Source organism: Ferdinandcohnia sp. Marseille-Q9671 (genome assembly GCF_976954385.1).
Genome location: NZ_CDRJTA010000001.1, coordinates 969,178 through 984,796, shown reverse-complemented (window position 1 = coordinate 984,796; position 15,619 = coordinate 969,178). Strand labels below are relative to the sequence as shown.

General features: G+C 37.6%; 13 protein-coding genes and 1 riboswitch. Of the genes, 12 read left to right on the top strand and 1 reads right to left on the bottom strand.

Features of this window, described 5'->3' with window-relative positions:
* Positions 1 to 13 precede the first annotated feature (13 nt).
* The 10 genes from ACWNMY_RS05080 to ACWNMY_RS05035 all read left to right on the top strand — a co-directional run bounded on the left by ACWNMY_RS05080 (position 14) and on the right by ACWNMY_RS05035 (position 12,133).
* Positions 14 to 433, top strand: coding sequence for a DUF350 domain-containing protein (locus tag ACWNMY_RS05080; RefSeq protein ID WP_449537190.1), 420 nt, complete (start codon positions 14 to 16; stop codon positions 431 to 433).
* 168 nt (positions 434 to 601) lie between these two features.
* A protein-coding gene (locus tag ACWNMY_RS05075) for an IS3 family transposase (RefSeq protein ID WP_449537189.1) occupies positions 602 to 2,160 on the top strand; the annotation gives its coding sequence in 2 pieces (ribosomal slippage) (positions 602 to 1,244 and positions 1,244 to 2,160; 1,560 coding nt in all).
* Positions 2,161 to 2,421: 261 nt separating this feature from the next.
* On the top strand, positions 2,422 to 4,110 hold the full coding sequence (locus ACWNMY_RS05070) for an AMP-binding protein (RefSeq protein ID WP_449537188.1): 1,689 nt from the start codon (positions 2,422 to 2,424) through the stop codon (positions 4,108 to 4,110).
* A 220-nt stretch (positions 4,111 to 4,330) separates the two neighbouring features.
* Positions 4,331 to 4,921, top strand: coding sequence for a TetR/AcrR family transcriptional regulator (locus ACWNMY_RS05065; RefSeq protein ID WP_449537187.1), 591 nt, complete (start codon positions 4,331 to 4,333; stop codon positions 4,919 to 4,921).
* Between the two features lie 205 nt (positions 4,922 to 5,126).
* A complete protein-coding gene (locus ACWNMY_RS05060; protein ID WP_449537186.1) occupies positions 5,127 to 5,900 on the top strand; it encodes an enoyl-CoA hydratase in 774 nt (257 codons plus the stop codon).
* A 105-nt stretch (positions 5,901 to 6,005) separates the two neighbouring features.
* Positions 6,006 to 6,782 (top strand): electron transfer flavoprotein subunit beta/FixA family protein, encoded by a 777-nt coding sequence (locus ACWNMY_RS05055; RefSeq protein WP_449537185.1) that lies wholly within the window; start codon positions 6,006 to 6,008, stop codon positions 6,780 to 6,782.
* A gap of 70 nt (positions 6,783 to 6,852) precedes the next feature.
* A complete protein-coding gene (locus tag ACWNMY_RS05050) occupies positions 6,853 to 7,830 on the top strand; it encodes an electron transfer flavoprotein subunit alpha/FixB family protein (protein ID WP_449537184.1) in 978 nt (325 codons plus the stop codon).
* Positions 7,831 to 8,226: 396 nt separating this feature from the next.
* Positions 8,227 to 8,541: a thioredoxin gene (gene trxA, locus ACWNMY_RS05045; RefSeq protein ID WP_449537183.1), complete on the top strand. Its 315-nt coding sequence runs from the start codon at positions 8,227 to 8,229 to the stop codon at positions 8,539 to 8,541.
* A gap of 175 nt (positions 8,542 to 8,716) precedes the next feature.
* The gene (gene uvrC, locus ACWNMY_RS05040; RefSeq protein WP_449538390.1) at positions 8,717 to 10,489 is read left to right on the top strand and encodes an excinuclease ABC subunit UvrC; all 1,773 of its coding nucleotides are present in this window, start codon (positions 8,717 to 8,719) and stop codon (positions 10,487 to 10,489) included.
* Between the two features lie 68 nt (positions 10,490 to 10,557).
* Positions 10,558 to 10,735, top strand: a riboswitch (Lysine riboswitch).
* Between the two features lie 153 nt (positions 10,736 to 10,888).
* Entirely contained in the window at positions 10,889 to 12,133 is a 1,245-nt protein-coding gene (locus ACWNMY_RS05035) for an aspartate kinase (RefSeq protein WP_449537182.1), read from the top strand.
* 82 nt (positions 12,134 to 12,215) lie between these two features.
* Here the strand turns inward: ACWNMY_RS05035 and ACWNMY_RS05030 are convergent, their stop codons facing one another.
* Entirely contained in the window at positions 12,216 to 12,692 is a 477-nt protein-coding gene (locus tag ACWNMY_RS05030; RefSeq protein ID WP_449537181.1) for a YslB family protein, read from the bottom strand.
* A gap of 367 nt (positions 12,693 to 13,059) precedes the next feature.
* On the opposite strand from ACWNMY_RS05030, the gene ACWNMY_RS05025 reads away from it, so the two are divergent.
* Positions 13,060 to 13,668, top strand: coding sequence for a succinate dehydrogenase cytochrome b558 subunit (locus tag ACWNMY_RS05025; protein ID WP_449537180.1), 609 nt, complete (start codon positions 13,060 to 13,062; stop codon positions 13,666 to 13,668).
* Between the two features lie 190 nt (positions 13,669 to 13,858).
* Positions 13,859 to 15,619, top strand: a complete 1,761-nt coding sequence (sdhA, locus tag ACWNMY_RS05020) for a succinate dehydrogenase flavoprotein subunit (RefSeq protein WP_449537179.1) — start codon at positions 13,859 to 13,861, stop codon at positions 15,617 to 15,619.

Below are 15,619 nucleotides of genomic sequence, written 5' to 3'. Positions count from 1 at the left end.
GGGAGAGAAGAAAATGGAGCAATTTTGGGATAATGAATACATTTTAACTGCTGCTAACTACAGTGTTGTTATATTGTGCTTAGTACTAGCCATGGCCATCTTTGAATTGGTCACTAAGTATAAAAATTGGGAAGAAATTCAAAAAGGGAATCTTTCAGTAGCCATGGCAACAGGCGGAAAGATTTTCGGGATCGCAAATATTTTTAGATACTCCATTGAAAATCATGATTCCTTGTTAGTAATGATTGGGTGGGGAGTATTTGGATTTTTTCTATTACTTATCGGCTACTTCATTTTTGAATTTTTAACTCCCAAATTTAATATAGACGTTGAAATTCAAAATGATAACCGTGCAGTAGGATTAATTTCTTTGATCATATCGGTGGGACTTTCGTATGTAATTGGCGCTGGTATAGGAAATGGTGGTTTTTAATATGGAGAAATTAGCAAAAATTTTATTAATTGTAAGTGCAATCTTCGTTGTTATAGGAATACTTTATTTAGTGTTATAGAAAAAAGGGCTGTTACAGGGTATGATATGCTCCCCCTTAGGTAGACAGATTAAAAAATATAATCTGTTTTACCTTAGGGGGAGTTTTTTATGTCCAATAAAATCTATTCTAGTCAGTTTAAGTATGAAGTAGTAACAGCTTATAAGAACGAAGATTATACAGTTAAAGAACTCACCGAGAGATATCAAATACCTAAAGTTACTTTATATAAATGGGTAGAGATATTTGATAAAGATGGGGAAAAAGGATTTGAATACTCTAGCACCTGGAAGTCCTATTCTAAAGAGGTGAAATTAGCCGCTGTTCTAGATTACACATCGGGGGAATATTCACAATATGAGATTGTTCGAAAGTATGAAATTTCAAGTAGAAGTGTCCTTCAGAGGTGGATTTCCAAGTATAATAGTCATAGAGAATTAAAGGATACGTCGAAGGGAAGGACGAGCTCTATGACTAAAGGGAGACAAACTACTTGGGTTGAACGAATTGAAATAGTAATGGATTGTATAGGGAACGGGAAGGATTTTAAGAAAACAGCTGAGGCTTATGAAGTATCCTATCAACAGGTATATCAATGGGTTAGGAAGTATGAAAATGGTGGAGATGAAGCGCTTAAGGATAATCGTGGTAGAAAAAAAGAAGAAACTGAGTTAACTCCAGAGGATAAGATCAAGTTACAGATGAGAAAGTTAGAAAGAGAAAATGAACGTTTGCGTGCGGAGAATTTGTTCTTAAAAAAGTTAGAGGAGATCGAAAGGAGGCGAAAATAAGCCAAATCCGATTTGAGGACAAGTACATCGCTATTAAGGAACTTCATGAGAAAGAAAATCTAAGCATCTTGTTACTTTGTGATATCGCTGGTATTACACGGGCAGCTTACTATAAGTGGCTAAAGCGTACTCCTTCTGAACGGGAACTACAGAATGAAGAAATTATTAAAGAGATGAAAGACCTTCATGAAGAGGTAGAAGGCATCTATGGATATCGGAGAATGACGATGACCATTAATAGAAAACTTGGGCAAAACTTCAACCACAAACGTTTTTATAGACTAATGAAAGTCGCTGGTATACAGTCTGTCATCCGGCAAAAGAAGAAACGTTATAAGCACTCTATCCCTCAACATGTTGCAGAAAATGTATTAAACCGCGAGTTCACGGCTGAAAAACCAAATGAAAAATGGGTAACTGATGTCACGGAATTTAAATATGGAACATCAAAGAAGGCCTATTTAAGCGCTATTCGTGATCTATATGATGGATCGATTGTGAGTTATGTATTAGGACATTCAAATAACAATAAACTTGTTTTTAAGACCCTCGATCAAGCTACACAATTGTTGGATGGAGACCATCCACTTATTCATAGCGATCGTGGTTTCCAATACACTTCTAACGGATTCAAAAGCAGAATAGACAAGGCAGAGATGACACAAAGCATGTCCAGAGTTGGAAGATGCATTGATAATGGACCTATGGAATCATTTTGGGGAACGCTTAAATGCGAGAAGTATTATTTGCGTAAGTATGGGACTTTTGAAGAATTATCTAAAGCGATAGACGAGTATATATTTTTCTATAATCATAATAGATATCAAAAACGACTAAACGGCCTCAGCCCTATGGAATATAGAGCTAAAGCCGCTTAGGTCATTTTTTATTATTTCCACTGTCTACTTGACAGGGGGCAGTTCAGTTTCCTGTCAGCCCTATTTTTATGGACAGTTAGTAGTAATGTACTACAATGCTTGAGTATTATTTCTTAGTGAATCAGTATTTGACAAACAATTCATTAATATAATTGTCACGAGATAGCCTATATAATATAATAAGTGTAAATGGTTTGAAAATTCAAACTGGTTTTTGAATACGTCATCGTATTTGTACAGAAATTTAAAGGAGGGTACCATATGGAGCTAGAAAGACCGTGGTTGGCTAACTATCCCGAGGAAGTTCCGCATCAACTTGAATATGAAAGTATTCCGATTCAATCGTACTTGAAAAACACAGTACGTGAGTTTCCCCAGAAGATTGCCGTTCATTTTCAAGGAAAAGAATTAACCTTTTCTCAAATTTATGACCAATCTTTAAAGCTTGCAAATTATTTGGTGGAAAAAGGATTACAAAAAGGTGATCGTGTTGCAATTATGCTTCCAAATTGTCCACAAGGAGTTATTGCCTATTACGGTGTATTATTTGCCGGTGGAATTGTCGTTCAGACAAATCCGTTATACACAGAGAGAGAACTTGAATATCAACTGATAGATTCAGGTTCAAAAATGATTATTACACTAGATATACTTTTTCCTCGAGTCTCAAAAGTGAAAGCGCTAACACAACTGGAACACATCGTAATAACTGAAATTAAGGACTATCTACCCTTTCCTAAGAATGTGATCTATCCCTTTATTCAAAAGAAACAATATGGGATTGTAGTGAAGGTCGAGCATGAAGGAGCAAACCACTTATTAAGGGAAATTATTAGGACTTCAGAAGCGAAGGAAATTGACATTGATGTGGATCCAGAAGAAGACCTGGCACTACTTCAATATACTGGCGGAACAACAGGATTTCCGAAAGGAGTAATGTTAACGCATAAGAACTTAGTCGCAAATACAATTATGTGTTCAAAATGGATGTATAAGTGTAGAAAAGGGGAAGAATCTATTTTAGCTATCCTGCCATTTTTTCATGTATATGGAATGACAACAGTGTTAAACCTTTCAATCATGATGGGCGCCAAAATGATTCTTTTACCGAAATTCGATGCTGGAGATACTTTAAAAACAATCCATAAATTAAAGCCAACATTATTCCCAGGTGCCCCTACAATGTATATTGGATTACTTAATCATCCAGATATCGGAAAATATGATTTATCCTCAATAGATTCCTGCATTAGTGGCTCAGCCGCACTACCTTTAGAGGTTCAAGAACAGTTTGAGAAAATAACGGGTGGTAAGCTTGTTGAAGGATATGGATTATCCGAGGCATCCCCTGTTACGCATGCTAATCTTCTTTGGGGAAAACGCGTGAATGGTAGTATTGGACTGCCTTGGCCAGATACGGATGCAGCGGTACTTTCAATGGAGACAGGCGAACCTGTTTCATCTGGAGAAATTGGTGAGATTGCAGTAAAAGGACCTCAAGTAATGAGGGGATACTGGAATAAACCGGAGGAAACAGAAAACACATTTAGGGATGGATGGCTGTTAACTGGGGATTTAGGATATATGGACGATGAAGGGTATTTTTATGTAGTTGATCGTAAGAAGGATATGATTATTGCAGGTGGATTTAATATTTATCCAAGGGAAGTAGAAGAAGTATTGTTTGAATATGAAAAGGTTCAAGAGGCTGTTGTAGCAGGCATCCCTGATCCGTATCGTGGAGAGACAGTGAAGGCGTATGTTGTACTAAAAGAAGGACAGAATTGTACCGAGGAAGAACTCGATAAGCACTGTAGAAAGCATCTAGCTGCATATAAAGTTCCTAGAATTTACGAGTTTAGAAGTGAATTACCAAAGACAATCGTTGGAAAGGTATTACGACGAGTATTAGTTGAAGAGGAAAAGGAAAAACTAACAAAAATTAATTAATCTGAATAGGTATATATCAGCTCTATAGACACCAGTGTATCGGACAGTTGTGAGGAGCCATGATGTGAGCCTATGGCTCTTATTTCTTTCTTGAAACGGGCTAGTAAATAAATTTGAAATCTGTCAAAATTAATAAGATAATATTGACAGTACTTTCAAAAGGTTTTATTATAGAAATATGAATGACTGTTCATTCATTTTTCTGAAAGGAAGTAAGGTCTTGAAAAATACAAAACCAAAATACAAGCAAATTATAGACGCAGCCGTTGTTGTCATAGCGGAGAATGGCTACCACCAATCTCAGGTATCAAGAATAGCAAAGCAAGCAGGAGTTGCTGATGGTACAATCTATCTTTATTTTAAAAATAAAGAAGATATTCTTGTATCATTGTTCCAAGAAAAAATGGGAGAATTTATCGAGAAAATTGAAGCTGAAATAGCAGGAAAATCGACTGCGGCGGAGAAGTTATTAACATTAGTAGAAAAACATTTTGAACTTTTAGCTGCGGATCATCATCTGGCTATAGTTACACAGCTTGAATTGCGTCAATCAAATAAGGAATTACGATTACGGATTAATGAAGTACTAAAAGGTTATTTACGAACAATTGAATCCATTATCCAGTTTGGCAAAGAAACCGGAGAATTTGCTCCAGATCTCGATGTTCGATTAGCTAGACAAATGATATTCGGCTCAATTGATGAAACAGCAACCACATGGGTTATGAATGAACAAAAATATGACTTACCATCCCTAGCGGAAGCGGTTCATGCCCTATTAGTAAGTGGTTGTGGCAAAGCACACCTTTAAATGAGTGTTCAAAAAGTTAACGAATTTGAAGCGAAAAAATCAAGGAACTCGTGGCTTGAGGACCGTGGCGTATGGTAAAAATACGTGAGGACCGGAAGAGGCCGAGCGACGCCGAGATTTGAAGCTCATCATTTGGTGACTTTTTGAACCTACTCTCAAGAATTTTTTTAGAGGTGTATACATACATAATTAAGGAGGGAAGCCGATGGAGTTTTTTAAAGTAAACATAGACGAGTTCATCGCAACTCTTACCTTTAATCGACCTCCAGCTAATGCACTATCATCCGATGTTTTGAAAGAGCTTACAATGGTCCTGGATGAGCTTGAAACGGATGAAGCTGTTAGAGTTGTCGTGTTACATGGGGAGGGACGTTTTTTCTCTGCTGGCGCAGATATAAAGGAATTTACAACCATTAGCTCTGGTAAAGAATTTTCAAATCTTGCAAGAAAAGGCCAGGATTTGTTCGAAAGAATGGAACGTTTCTCTAAACCAATAATCGCTAGCATCCATGGTGCTGCTCTTGGTGGTGGCCTAGAACTAGCAATGGCTTGCCACTTCCGACTTGTGAGTGAAAAGGCTAAGCTTGGATTGCCTGAACTTCAGTTGGGGCTTATCCCAGGGTTTGCAGGTACTGTGCGTTTACCACGCTACGTTGGTGTTGCAAAAGCTGCTCAAATGCTCTGGACAAGTGAACCAATAACTGGTGTAGAAGCTGTCCAATATGGATTAGCAAATCAAGCTTTTCCAGAAGAGGCTCTGTATGAAGGAACAATCGCAATTGCCAAAAAAATTGCGAAGAAAAGCCCCGTTTCCATCAGAGCAACAATTGAATTACTAAATTCAATGAAAAATGAACAATATGAAACAACTGTTCAAAGGGAAGCCGTTTTATTTGGTGAGGTATTCACTTCAGAGGATGGTCAGGAAGGGATTTCTGCCTTCATTGAAAAACGACAGCCTACGTTCAAAGGGAAATAGTAGATAACGAGTTTGACAATCTCAAAAGTAGAATAGTAGAAAAATAGAGTTGTAGTAGAAAAGTTAAAACTCAAACAATGCACAAAACCTTTAGGAGGGAAATCCATGAACATCTTTGTTATTTTGAAAAGAACATTTGATACTGAAGAAAAAATTGTTGTAAGCAATGGCCAAATCAGTGAAGATGGTGCTGAGTTTATTATAAATCCTTATGATGAGTATGCCGTAGAAGAAGCAATCCAATTACGTGATGCGAATGGTGGAGAAGTGACAGTTGTAACTGTAGCTGACACTGACGAAGCTGACAAAGAACTACGTACTGCATTAGCAATGGGTGCAGATAAAGCTGTACTAATAAACACGGAAGATGATCTTGATTATGGAGATCAGTTCACAACCGCAAAGATCTTAGCAGAGTATTTAAAAGATAAGGATGCAGATATTATTTTAAGTGGTAATGTTGCAATCGACGGTGGTTCTGGACAAGTCGGCCCACGCGTAGCGGAATTGCTAAATATTCCTTATGTAACGACTATCACAAAACTTGATGTAGATGGTTCAAAGGTAACTGTAGTGAGAGACGTTGAAGGTGATTCTGAAGTAATTGAGACTTCCTTACCACTACTGGTTACTTGTCAACAGGGGTTAAATGAACCACGCTATCCATCTTTACCAGGTATTATGAAGGCTAAGAAAAAGCCACTAGATGAGCTTGAGTTAGACGATTTAGATCTAGAAGAAGACGACGTGGAAGCTAAAACAAAAACGATTGAAATTTATCTACCACCTAAAAAAGAGGCTGGCAGAGTACTTGAAGGAGAGCTAGCAGATCAAGTTAAGGAACTTGTATCACTTCTTCATTCAGAAGCAAAGGTTGTATAATCTTCAATCCTTTAAAAGCAATGTACATGATTTCTAAATTTCACTCAACTAATCTAGGGGGTTACGCATAATGTCAAGAAAAGTATTAGTTCTAGGAGAAGTTCGTGATGGTGCGTTACGTAACGTATCTTTTGAAGCAATCGCGGCTGGTAAAACAGTGGCGGAGGGTGGAGAAGTAGTTGCAGTTTTAGTAGGCGAGTCTGTTGGTTCATTAGGAAACGAGTTGATCCAATATGGGGCAGACCGTGTTGTGACTGTTGAGGATCCAAAATTAAGTTCATATACACCAGACGGTTTCTCGCAAGCATTACTAGCTGTTATTGAATCTGAATCACCTGAGGGAATGGTTTTTGGGCATACTGCATTAGGGAAGGATCTTTCACCAAAAATTGCAGGAAAGCTTAATTCAGGTCTAATTTCAGATGTAACGTCTATAGAAAGTGCAGGCGGAAACATAGTGTTTACTCGCCCAATCTATTCCGGAAAAGCATTTGAAAAGAAAATTGTTACTGAAGGAATCATTTTTGCTACTGTAAGGCCGAACAATATTGCTCCTCTTCAGAAAGATGAATCACGAACAGGCGAAGTTTCATCTGTATCTGTAGAAATAAAAGATTTACGAACAATCGTGAAAGAAGTAGTTCGAAAGGCGACAGAAGGGGTGGACCTATCTGAAGCAAAAGTAGTCATTGCGGGTGGTCGTGGAGTGAAAAGTGCGGATGGATTTGAACCATTAAAAGAACTTGCGAATGTACTTGGTGGAGCGGTTGGGGCTTCTAGAGGTGCATGTGATGCAGACTACTGTGACTATTCACTTCAAATTGGTCAAACAGGGAAAGTTGTAACACCTGACCTGTATATCGCATGTGGTATTTCAGGCGCAATCCAACACCTAGCAGGAATGTCAAACTCAAAAGTTATTGTGGCGATTAACAAAGATCCAGAGGCAAATATCTTTAAAGTTGCTGATTATGGTATCGTGGGCGATCTATTTGAAGTTGTCCCAATGCTGACAGAAGAATTTAAAAAATTAAAAGTAAATGCATAAAGGTAAGAATGGAGCTATACAAACTCTTCCATTTTACTTTTAAAAGGAATATGTTATACTTATCAAGCGATGAGCTGATTTGCATAAGTCGAGATTGACACGCCGTTTGGCAAGGCACTATGTGGAGTGCTGTCTCTCGCCGCAATACGCAAAAAGACGTCCTTTGGGCGTCTTTTTTTTGGTTTAGAATACAAGTAGTTGATGCCTAGCATCAATATTTTGATACATAACTAGCTAAAAACTGGGGAAAAATGATTTTGAATGACGAAATGACATGTATAATCATTTGCTGATTTTATAAACATTCACTTATGAAGCAAAACATTCGTAAAATGAATATCTAGATGGTATACTCTTGGTAGAATTTCAAAGTTGTTATTTATAGGAGGGGTTAGAATGGCTATAACAAATGTTACAGACCAAAATTTTGATGCAGAAACAAGTGAAGGATTAGTATTAGCTGATTTTTGGGCACCTTGGTGTGGACCTTGTAAAATGATTGCTCCAGTGTTAGAAGAATTAGACACTGAAATTGGAGATAAAGTTAAAATTGTTAAGCTTGATGTAGATGATAATCAAGAAACAGCTGCAAAGTTTGGTGTAATGAGCATCCCAACTTTACTTGTTTTCAAAAACGGTGAAGTTGTAGATAAAGTCGTTGGTTACCAACCAAAAGAAGCTCTTGCTGGTAAACTTTCTGCACACTATTAAGATAATCAATAGAGGCTCTACTAAAATAAGCCTCCGGCAATACTGATAAAAAACAGCCTCAGGCTGTTTTTTTGTTTGCTCAATAATTCCTTATTTTTCAGGTTAAACTTCTCCGTAAACATGTTAAAATATAAGGTACGGCTTACTTATTTTATAGATAGATGGGGTGGTTACTATTCACGAACATCTCAAAGAAAAACTAGCAATATTACCGGACCAGCCTGGTTGTTATTTAATGAAAGACCGCCAAGGAACCGTGATATATGTTGGTAAAGCAAAAGTGTTAAAAAACCGGGTTCGATCTTATTTTACAGGCTCTCACGATGGTAAAACACTTCGACTTGTTAATGAGATTGAGGACTTTGAATATATTGTAACATCATCAAATATTGAAGCACTGCTTCTTGAAATAAACCTAATTAAAAAACACGATCCAAAATATAATATTATGCTTAAGGATGACAAGACGTATCCTTTTATCAAGATAACTGCTGAAAAGCACCCGCGCCTACTAATAACTCGTAAGGTTAAAAAAGATAAAGGGAAATATTTTGGGCCATACCCGAATGTACAAGCAGCAACTGAAACAAAAAAACTATTGGATCGAATCTATCCTTTGCGAAAATGCTCGACTCTACCAGATAAGGTTTGTTTGTACTATCATATTGGACAATGTCTGGCACCATGTGTAAACGAGGTGTCTGAAGAAACAAATAAGAAAATGGTAGACGATATTATTCGCTTCTTAAATGGTGGATATAAGGATATAAAAGTAGAATTAACCGAAAAAATGATGAAGGCATCTGAAGAGCTAGATTTTGAAAGAGCAAAGGAATACCGGGATCAAATATCACATATTGAAACAACAATGGAAAAACAAAAGATGACAATGACAGACTTTATCGATCGTGATGTGTTTGGATATTCCTATGACAAGGGTTGGATGTGTGTTCAGGTATTCTTTATTCGCCAAGGAAAATTAATTGAACGTGATGTTTCTTTGTTTCCTATTTACAATGAGCCCGAACAAGACTTTTTAACATTTTTAGGTCAATTTTATTTAAGAGAAGACCACTTCAAGCCAAAGGAAATCCTACTTCCGAGTTCAATTGATAAAGAGATAGTAGAGCAATTACTAGAAGTATCCGTTCAACAGCCAAGTAGAGGCAAGAAAAAACAACTAGTTGAACTTGCCACGAAAAATGCAAAAATTGCACTTACAGAGAAATTTGCCCTCATAGAACGCGACGAAGAACGAACGATTAATGCGGTGGAGAACCTTGGTCAGACGTTAGGGATTTATACACCACACCGAATTGAGGCTTTTGATAACTCTAATATTCAAGGTACAGATCCTGTTTCGGCTATGGTAGTGTTTACTGATGGAAAGCCGGACAAGAAAGAATATCGAAAGTATAAAATAAAATCAGTTAAGGGACCTGATGACTATGAATCAATGAGAGAGGTCGTCCGTAGAAGGTATTCTCGTGCATTAAAGGAAAACCTTCCGCTGCCCGACTTAATTATCATTGATGGAGGAAAAGGTCATCTTGCAGCAGTGAGAGATATTCTTGAAAACGAGCTAGGATTAGAAATCCCATTAGCTGGTCTCGCTAAAGATGAAAAGCATAGGACCTCAGAACTTCTAATTGGAGACCCACCTTCTATTGTGGAGCTTCCTCGAAATAGTCAAGAATTCTATCTTCTTCAACGGATTCAAGATGAAGTCCATCGTTTTGCAATTACATTCCATCGACAAATCCGAGGGAAAAATGCATTTCAATCCGTGCTGGATAATATACCAGGTGTTGGAGAAAAACGTAAAAAGGCTTTATTAAAACATTTTGGCTCTATTAAAAGGATGCGGGAGGCAACGGTAGAGGAATTACAAGAAGCTAGCATTCCAAGATCTACTGCAGAAGCTATCTTTGAAAAATTAAAGGAATAAATGATTGCTATATTAAAAATAGTCTGATATAATCCTAACTAATATAATATGACACTTCAGCACGTTGAAGTGACGATAGAGGTGCAAACTTTATCAGTATGCAATTGGAGGGGGATGAGCCCTAGTGAAAATTGCTGAAAGGAAAGTTTGCCGAAGTAAGAAAAGGCTCATACCTTTTTTTGCTGGTTTTATGTTTAAGAGACATGAGACTGTCAAGATGCAAAGTCTTGGAGGGCTATCTCACGATGTGAATCGTTTTTACGTATATCACAGCAATGAGAGAATCTCTCATTGCTGTTTTTTTTACATTACTTTGTAGAAAAGATGTATGCAAATAGAGGTAACCAATTCAAAACAGCATGATGATGCACATGATTATTTAGAAAAGAGGTTGAGGGCATGGGGATTATTGTTCAAAAATTTGGAGGCACTTCAGTAGGGTCACCAGAGAGAATTAAAAATGTAGCGCAACGAGTTATTCAAGAAGTGCAAGCAGGTAACCAAGTTGTCGTTGTTGTTTCAGCAATGGGAAAAACAACAGATCAACTAGTTAGCCTCGCAAGTGAGATAACCACCTCACCAAGTAAACGTGAAATGGATATGCTTTTAAGTACGGGGGAACAGGTTACGATTGCCCTATTATCGATGGCACTACAAGAGAGAGGCTATGAATCTGTATCCTATACAGGGTGGCAGGCTGGAATCGAAACAGAGGCTATACATAGCAATGCTCGTATCCAGAATATTGAAGTATCAAGGGTGAGCGATCGGCTGAATGAAGGGAAAATCGTGGTGGTTGCTGGATTCCAAGGAATAAGTGGCTCTGGTGATATTACAACACTTGGCCGTGGAGGCTCTGATACAACTGCAGTAGCTTTGGCAGCAGCATTAAATGCTGATAAATGTGATATCTACACAGATGTGACGGGCGTCTATACGACGGATCCTCGCGTTGTTCCAACAGCACGTAAGCTTCACTCGATTTCGTATGATGAAATGCTTGAACTTGCTAACCTGGGTGCTGGTGTATTACACCCACGTGCTGTGGAATTTGCGAAAAATTTTGAGATGCCACTTGAAGTCCGTTCAAGTTTAGAATTTGAAAATGGAACCATCATCGAGGAGGAAGTTTCAATGGAAAAAAGTTTAGTTATTAGAGGGATTGCTTTTGAAGACCAAATTACACGAGTTACTGTGATTGGTTTACCAAATGAGTTACACACTCTTTCAACCATTTTTGGTACCCTTGCAAAAAATGGTTTGAATGTTGATATTATAATTCAGAACACAACTGATCAAGATCATCAAAACATATCTTTTTCAGTAAAAACACCAGATTTAAAAGATACACTTACTGTACTAGAAAATAACAAAGATTTATTACAATATGAAGAAGTACAGCACGAGGACGGATTGTCTAAAGTTTCTATTGTTGGTTCTGGGATGGTCTCAAATCCAGGGGTTGCTGCTGATATGTTCCAGGTACTCGCACAGGAAAACATTGAAGTAAAAATGGTAAGTACGTCAGAAATCAAAGTTTCAACTGTCGTTGAGCAAAATAAGATGGTACGCGCGGTTGAAGCATTACATGATGCATTTAATCTGGCTGCTGTTGAAGAAGAGAAGGCAAAAGTGAAATTGTAAAATAAAAAAATCGGGCAGTTCATAGGTGGTAAAATACCTATAAACAGCCCGATTTTTCATAAATCCACAACTTTGTGCAGGTTTACTCTTCCGTATTATCTTTTTGATCCCATTTGAGAGTGAAAATTACTTTTTGAGCTCTTCTTTTCTGCTGTTCATAGCTTTCAGTAATTTGGTTACGTTGTTGTTGTATTTGTTGTGCAAGAAAACCAGACTCGAGATGAAACGTACAAATGTCCTTCCGTTTGAAACGTGAAGAAACGATTGTTCCGTCTAAATGAAATTCCATTGTTTTTTTATCTGAACGTTTAAGTTTAAGGTCTCCCCAACCAGCATCTTCGAAGAACGAGATGATTTCTTCAACCGACGGTAAGGGGAATTTTCGAGCAAGGTTTTTTCCAGCCCAATACAAAATCTGTGGAGTCTCTTTCCCAAGTATGTCAGGAAGTAAGATTTCACGTATTAGCTCATACCCAAAAACTGAAATGGACTGTTCAGTTGAATTTACATTTTGTTCATTGATGTTGATGTTCTTCACTGCATTCCCCTCTTTCTCCATTCTTTATTATATAACATGAGGGGATAAGAAACACATGATTTTTTTGTTTCATTTTGTCATAATGAATCGGAATTTTATGCGTAATTAAGTTTGTAAAAAGTGTACAAATATTATCATTTTCGTGAATAATTTGTGGATATGTTTCCTTGACGCTCTTGCTTTATGGGGGTAAAATGTATTTGTTACATTATACTGATAAAAGAAAATCTTCTACATACATTTACCAATTTTGGTTTAGTATGTAGGTTCATGCAAGGGTTTTCAATTATCAGTTTTTATATCGTCCTTTTTAACATAATTATGCGGGATGAGTTTTTTTAAAAAGGAGTGCCTTTGCGGCGCGGTTTATTATTAAGGGGGGTAAAGCATGGCAGGAAATCGTGAATTTTTTAATCGCAGGCTTCATTCATTACTAGGTGTAATACCTGTAGGTTTATTTTTAGTGATGCATTTAGTAGTGAATAATTTTGCGACAAGAGGAGAAGAGGCTTATAACGGTGCTACTCATTTTATGGAAAGTCTTCCGTTTAAACTTTTCTTAGAAATTTTTGTTATTTATTTACCATTATTATTTCATGCAATTTACGGTCTCTATATTGCCTTTACAGCAAAAAACAATGTGAGCAATTATAGCTTTTTCCGTAACTGGATGTTTGCACTACAACGTGTGTCCGGTATAATTACTCTAATTTTTGTTGCTTGGCATGTATGGGAAACGAGAATTGCCGCAGCTTTTGGTGCGGAAGTTAACTTTAACATGATGGAAGATATCTTGAGTTCACCTTGGATGATTACATTCTACCTAGTTGGGGTAATCTCTACCATCTTCCACTTTGCGAATGGTCTTTGGTCATTTGCAGTAAGTTGGGGACTAACGGTAACTCCTCGTTCTCAAAAAGTAGCAACATATGTAACTATGATTATTTTTGTAGCGTTAACATACGTAGGTGTGTCTACAATACTTGCATTCATTTAATTTCTAAAGGAAATCTTTGAGTATTAGTTCAAGACTAAGAGCGTCACATCATGTGGCAACGTTCTTTCTGACCCACCTCGTGTGGGCAATGAAATTCGGGCAAATACGCCAATGCGTATTTGATCTTTTAAAATATGACCGTTCACTAGTTTGACAATTGAACGATCTCTTTATTGGGGAGTGAGTAACTTTGAGTAAAGGAAAAGTTATCGTAGTCGGCGGTGGATTAGCTGGTTTAATGGCTACCATCAAGGCTGCTGAAGAAGGAACACAAGTTGATTTATTTTCACTCGTACCTGTAAAACGATCTCACTCTGTTTGTGCACAAGGTGGGATAAATGGTGCTGTAAATACAAAAGGTGAAGGCGATTCTCCTTTGATCCATTTTGATGACACAGTATACGGTGGAGATTTCTTGGCAAACCAAAAGCCAGTAAAGGCAATGTGTGAGGCAGCGCCAGGAATCATTCACTTAATGGACCGTATGGGTGTAATGTTTAACCGTACTCCAGAAGGTCTGCTTGATTTCCGTCGTTTCGGTGGAACTCAACATCACCGTACCGCATTTGCTGGTGCAACTACTGGACAACAATTGCTCTATGCATTAGATGAGCAAGTTCGTCGCCATGAAGTTGCTGGCCTTGTAACAAAATATGAAGGCTGGGAGTTCTTGGGAGTTATTCTCGACGACGAAGGAGTTTGTCGTGGCGTTGTTGCACAAGACCTTTATACAATGGAAATTAAATCATTTCCTGCTGATGCTGTTATCATGGCATCTGGTGGTCCTGGAATTATCTTTGGTAAAACAACAAACTCAATCATTAATACTGGTTCTGCTGCATCTATTGTTTATCAACAAGGCGCATATTATGCAAACGGTGAGTTCATTCAAATTCACCCAACGGCAATTCCTGGAGATGATAAACTCCGCTTAATGAGTGAATCTGCTCGTGGTGAAGGTGGACGAGTATGGACTTACAAAGATGGTAAGCCATGGTACTTCCTAGAAGAAAAATATCCTGCTTATGGAAACCTAGTTCCACGTGATATTGCAACACGTGAAATTTTCTCTGTATGTGTAGATATGAAGCTTGGTATCAATGGTGAAAACATGGTATACCTTGATCTATCACACAAAGATCCGAAAGAGCTTGATATTAAATTAGGTGGAATTATTGAGATCTATGAAAAATTCATGGGCGATGATCCACGTAAAGTTCCAATGAAAATTTTCCCTGCTGTACACTATTCAATGGGTGGTTTATGGGTTGATGATCATCAACAGACAAATATCCCTGGATTATTTGCAGCTGGTGAATGTGATTACTCACAGCATGGTGCAAACCGCCTAGGTGCTAACTCATTATTATCTGCTATTTATGGTGGTATGGTTGCTGGTCCTAATGCAGTTGAATACATTAGTGGACTTAAAAAAGGTACAGATTCCATTCCTCAGTCAGTATTCGATGGCTATGTAAAACAAGAACAAGAAAAATGGGATAACATCATGGCAATGGATGGAACTGAAAATGCTTACGTACTTCATAAGGAACTTGGTGAATGGATGACAGATAACGTAACTGTTGTTCGTTACAATGACAAGTTATTAAAGACTGATGAAAAGCTACAAGAGCTTTTAGAACGTTACCAAAACATCAATATTAATGACACTGCTAAATGGAGTAACCAAGGTGCTACATTTACACGTCAATTACAAAATATGTTACAGCTTGCACGTGTTATTACAATAGGTGCATACAACCGTAATGAAAGCCGTGGAGCGCATTATAAGCCAGAGTTCCCTGATCGTAATGACGAGGACTTCTTGAAGACTACAATGGCTAAATTTACTGGTAAAAATACTGCTCCTTCTTTCCATTATGAAGAAGTAGATACTTCATTAATCGCACCTCGTAAACGTGACTATACAAAGAAAAAGGAGGAAAAGTAA

Coding starts and splice junctions, on each gene's coding strand:
- ACWNMY_RS05035 (WP_449537182.1), top strand. CDS start 10,889: ATGGGGATTATTGTTCAAAAATTTGGAGGCACTTCAGTAGGGTCACCA.
- ACWNMY_RS05070 (WP_449537188.1), top strand. CDS start 2,422: ATGGAGCTAGAAAGACCGTGGTTGGCTAACTATCCCGAGGAAGTTCCG.
- ACWNMY_RS05050 (WP_449537184.1), top strand. CDS start 6,853: ATGTCAAGAAAAGTATTAGTTCTAGGAGAAGTTCGTGATGGTGCGTTA.
- ACWNMY_RS05025 (WP_449537180.1), top strand. CDS start 13,060: ATGGCAGGAAATCGTGAATTTTTTAATCGCAGGCTTCATTCATTACTA.
- trxA (WP_449537183.1), top strand. CDS start 8,227: ATGGCTATAACAAATGTTACAGACCAAAATTTTGATGCAGAAACAAGT.
- ACWNMY_RS05030 (WP_449537181.1), bottom strand. CDS start 12,692: ATGGAGAAAGAGGGGAATGCAGTGAAGAACATCAACATCAATGAACAA.
- ACWNMY_RS05055 (WP_449537185.1), top strand. CDS start 6,006: ATGAACATCTTTGTTATTTTGAAAAGAACATTTGATACTGAAGAAAAA.
- ACWNMY_RS05080 (WP_449537190.1), top strand. CDS start 14: ATGGAGCAATTTTGGGATAATGAATACATTTTAACTGCTGCTAACTAC.
- ACWNMY_RS05060 (WP_449537186.1), top strand. CDS start 5,127: ATGGAGTTTTTTAAAGTAAACATAGACGAGTTCATCGCAACTCTTACC.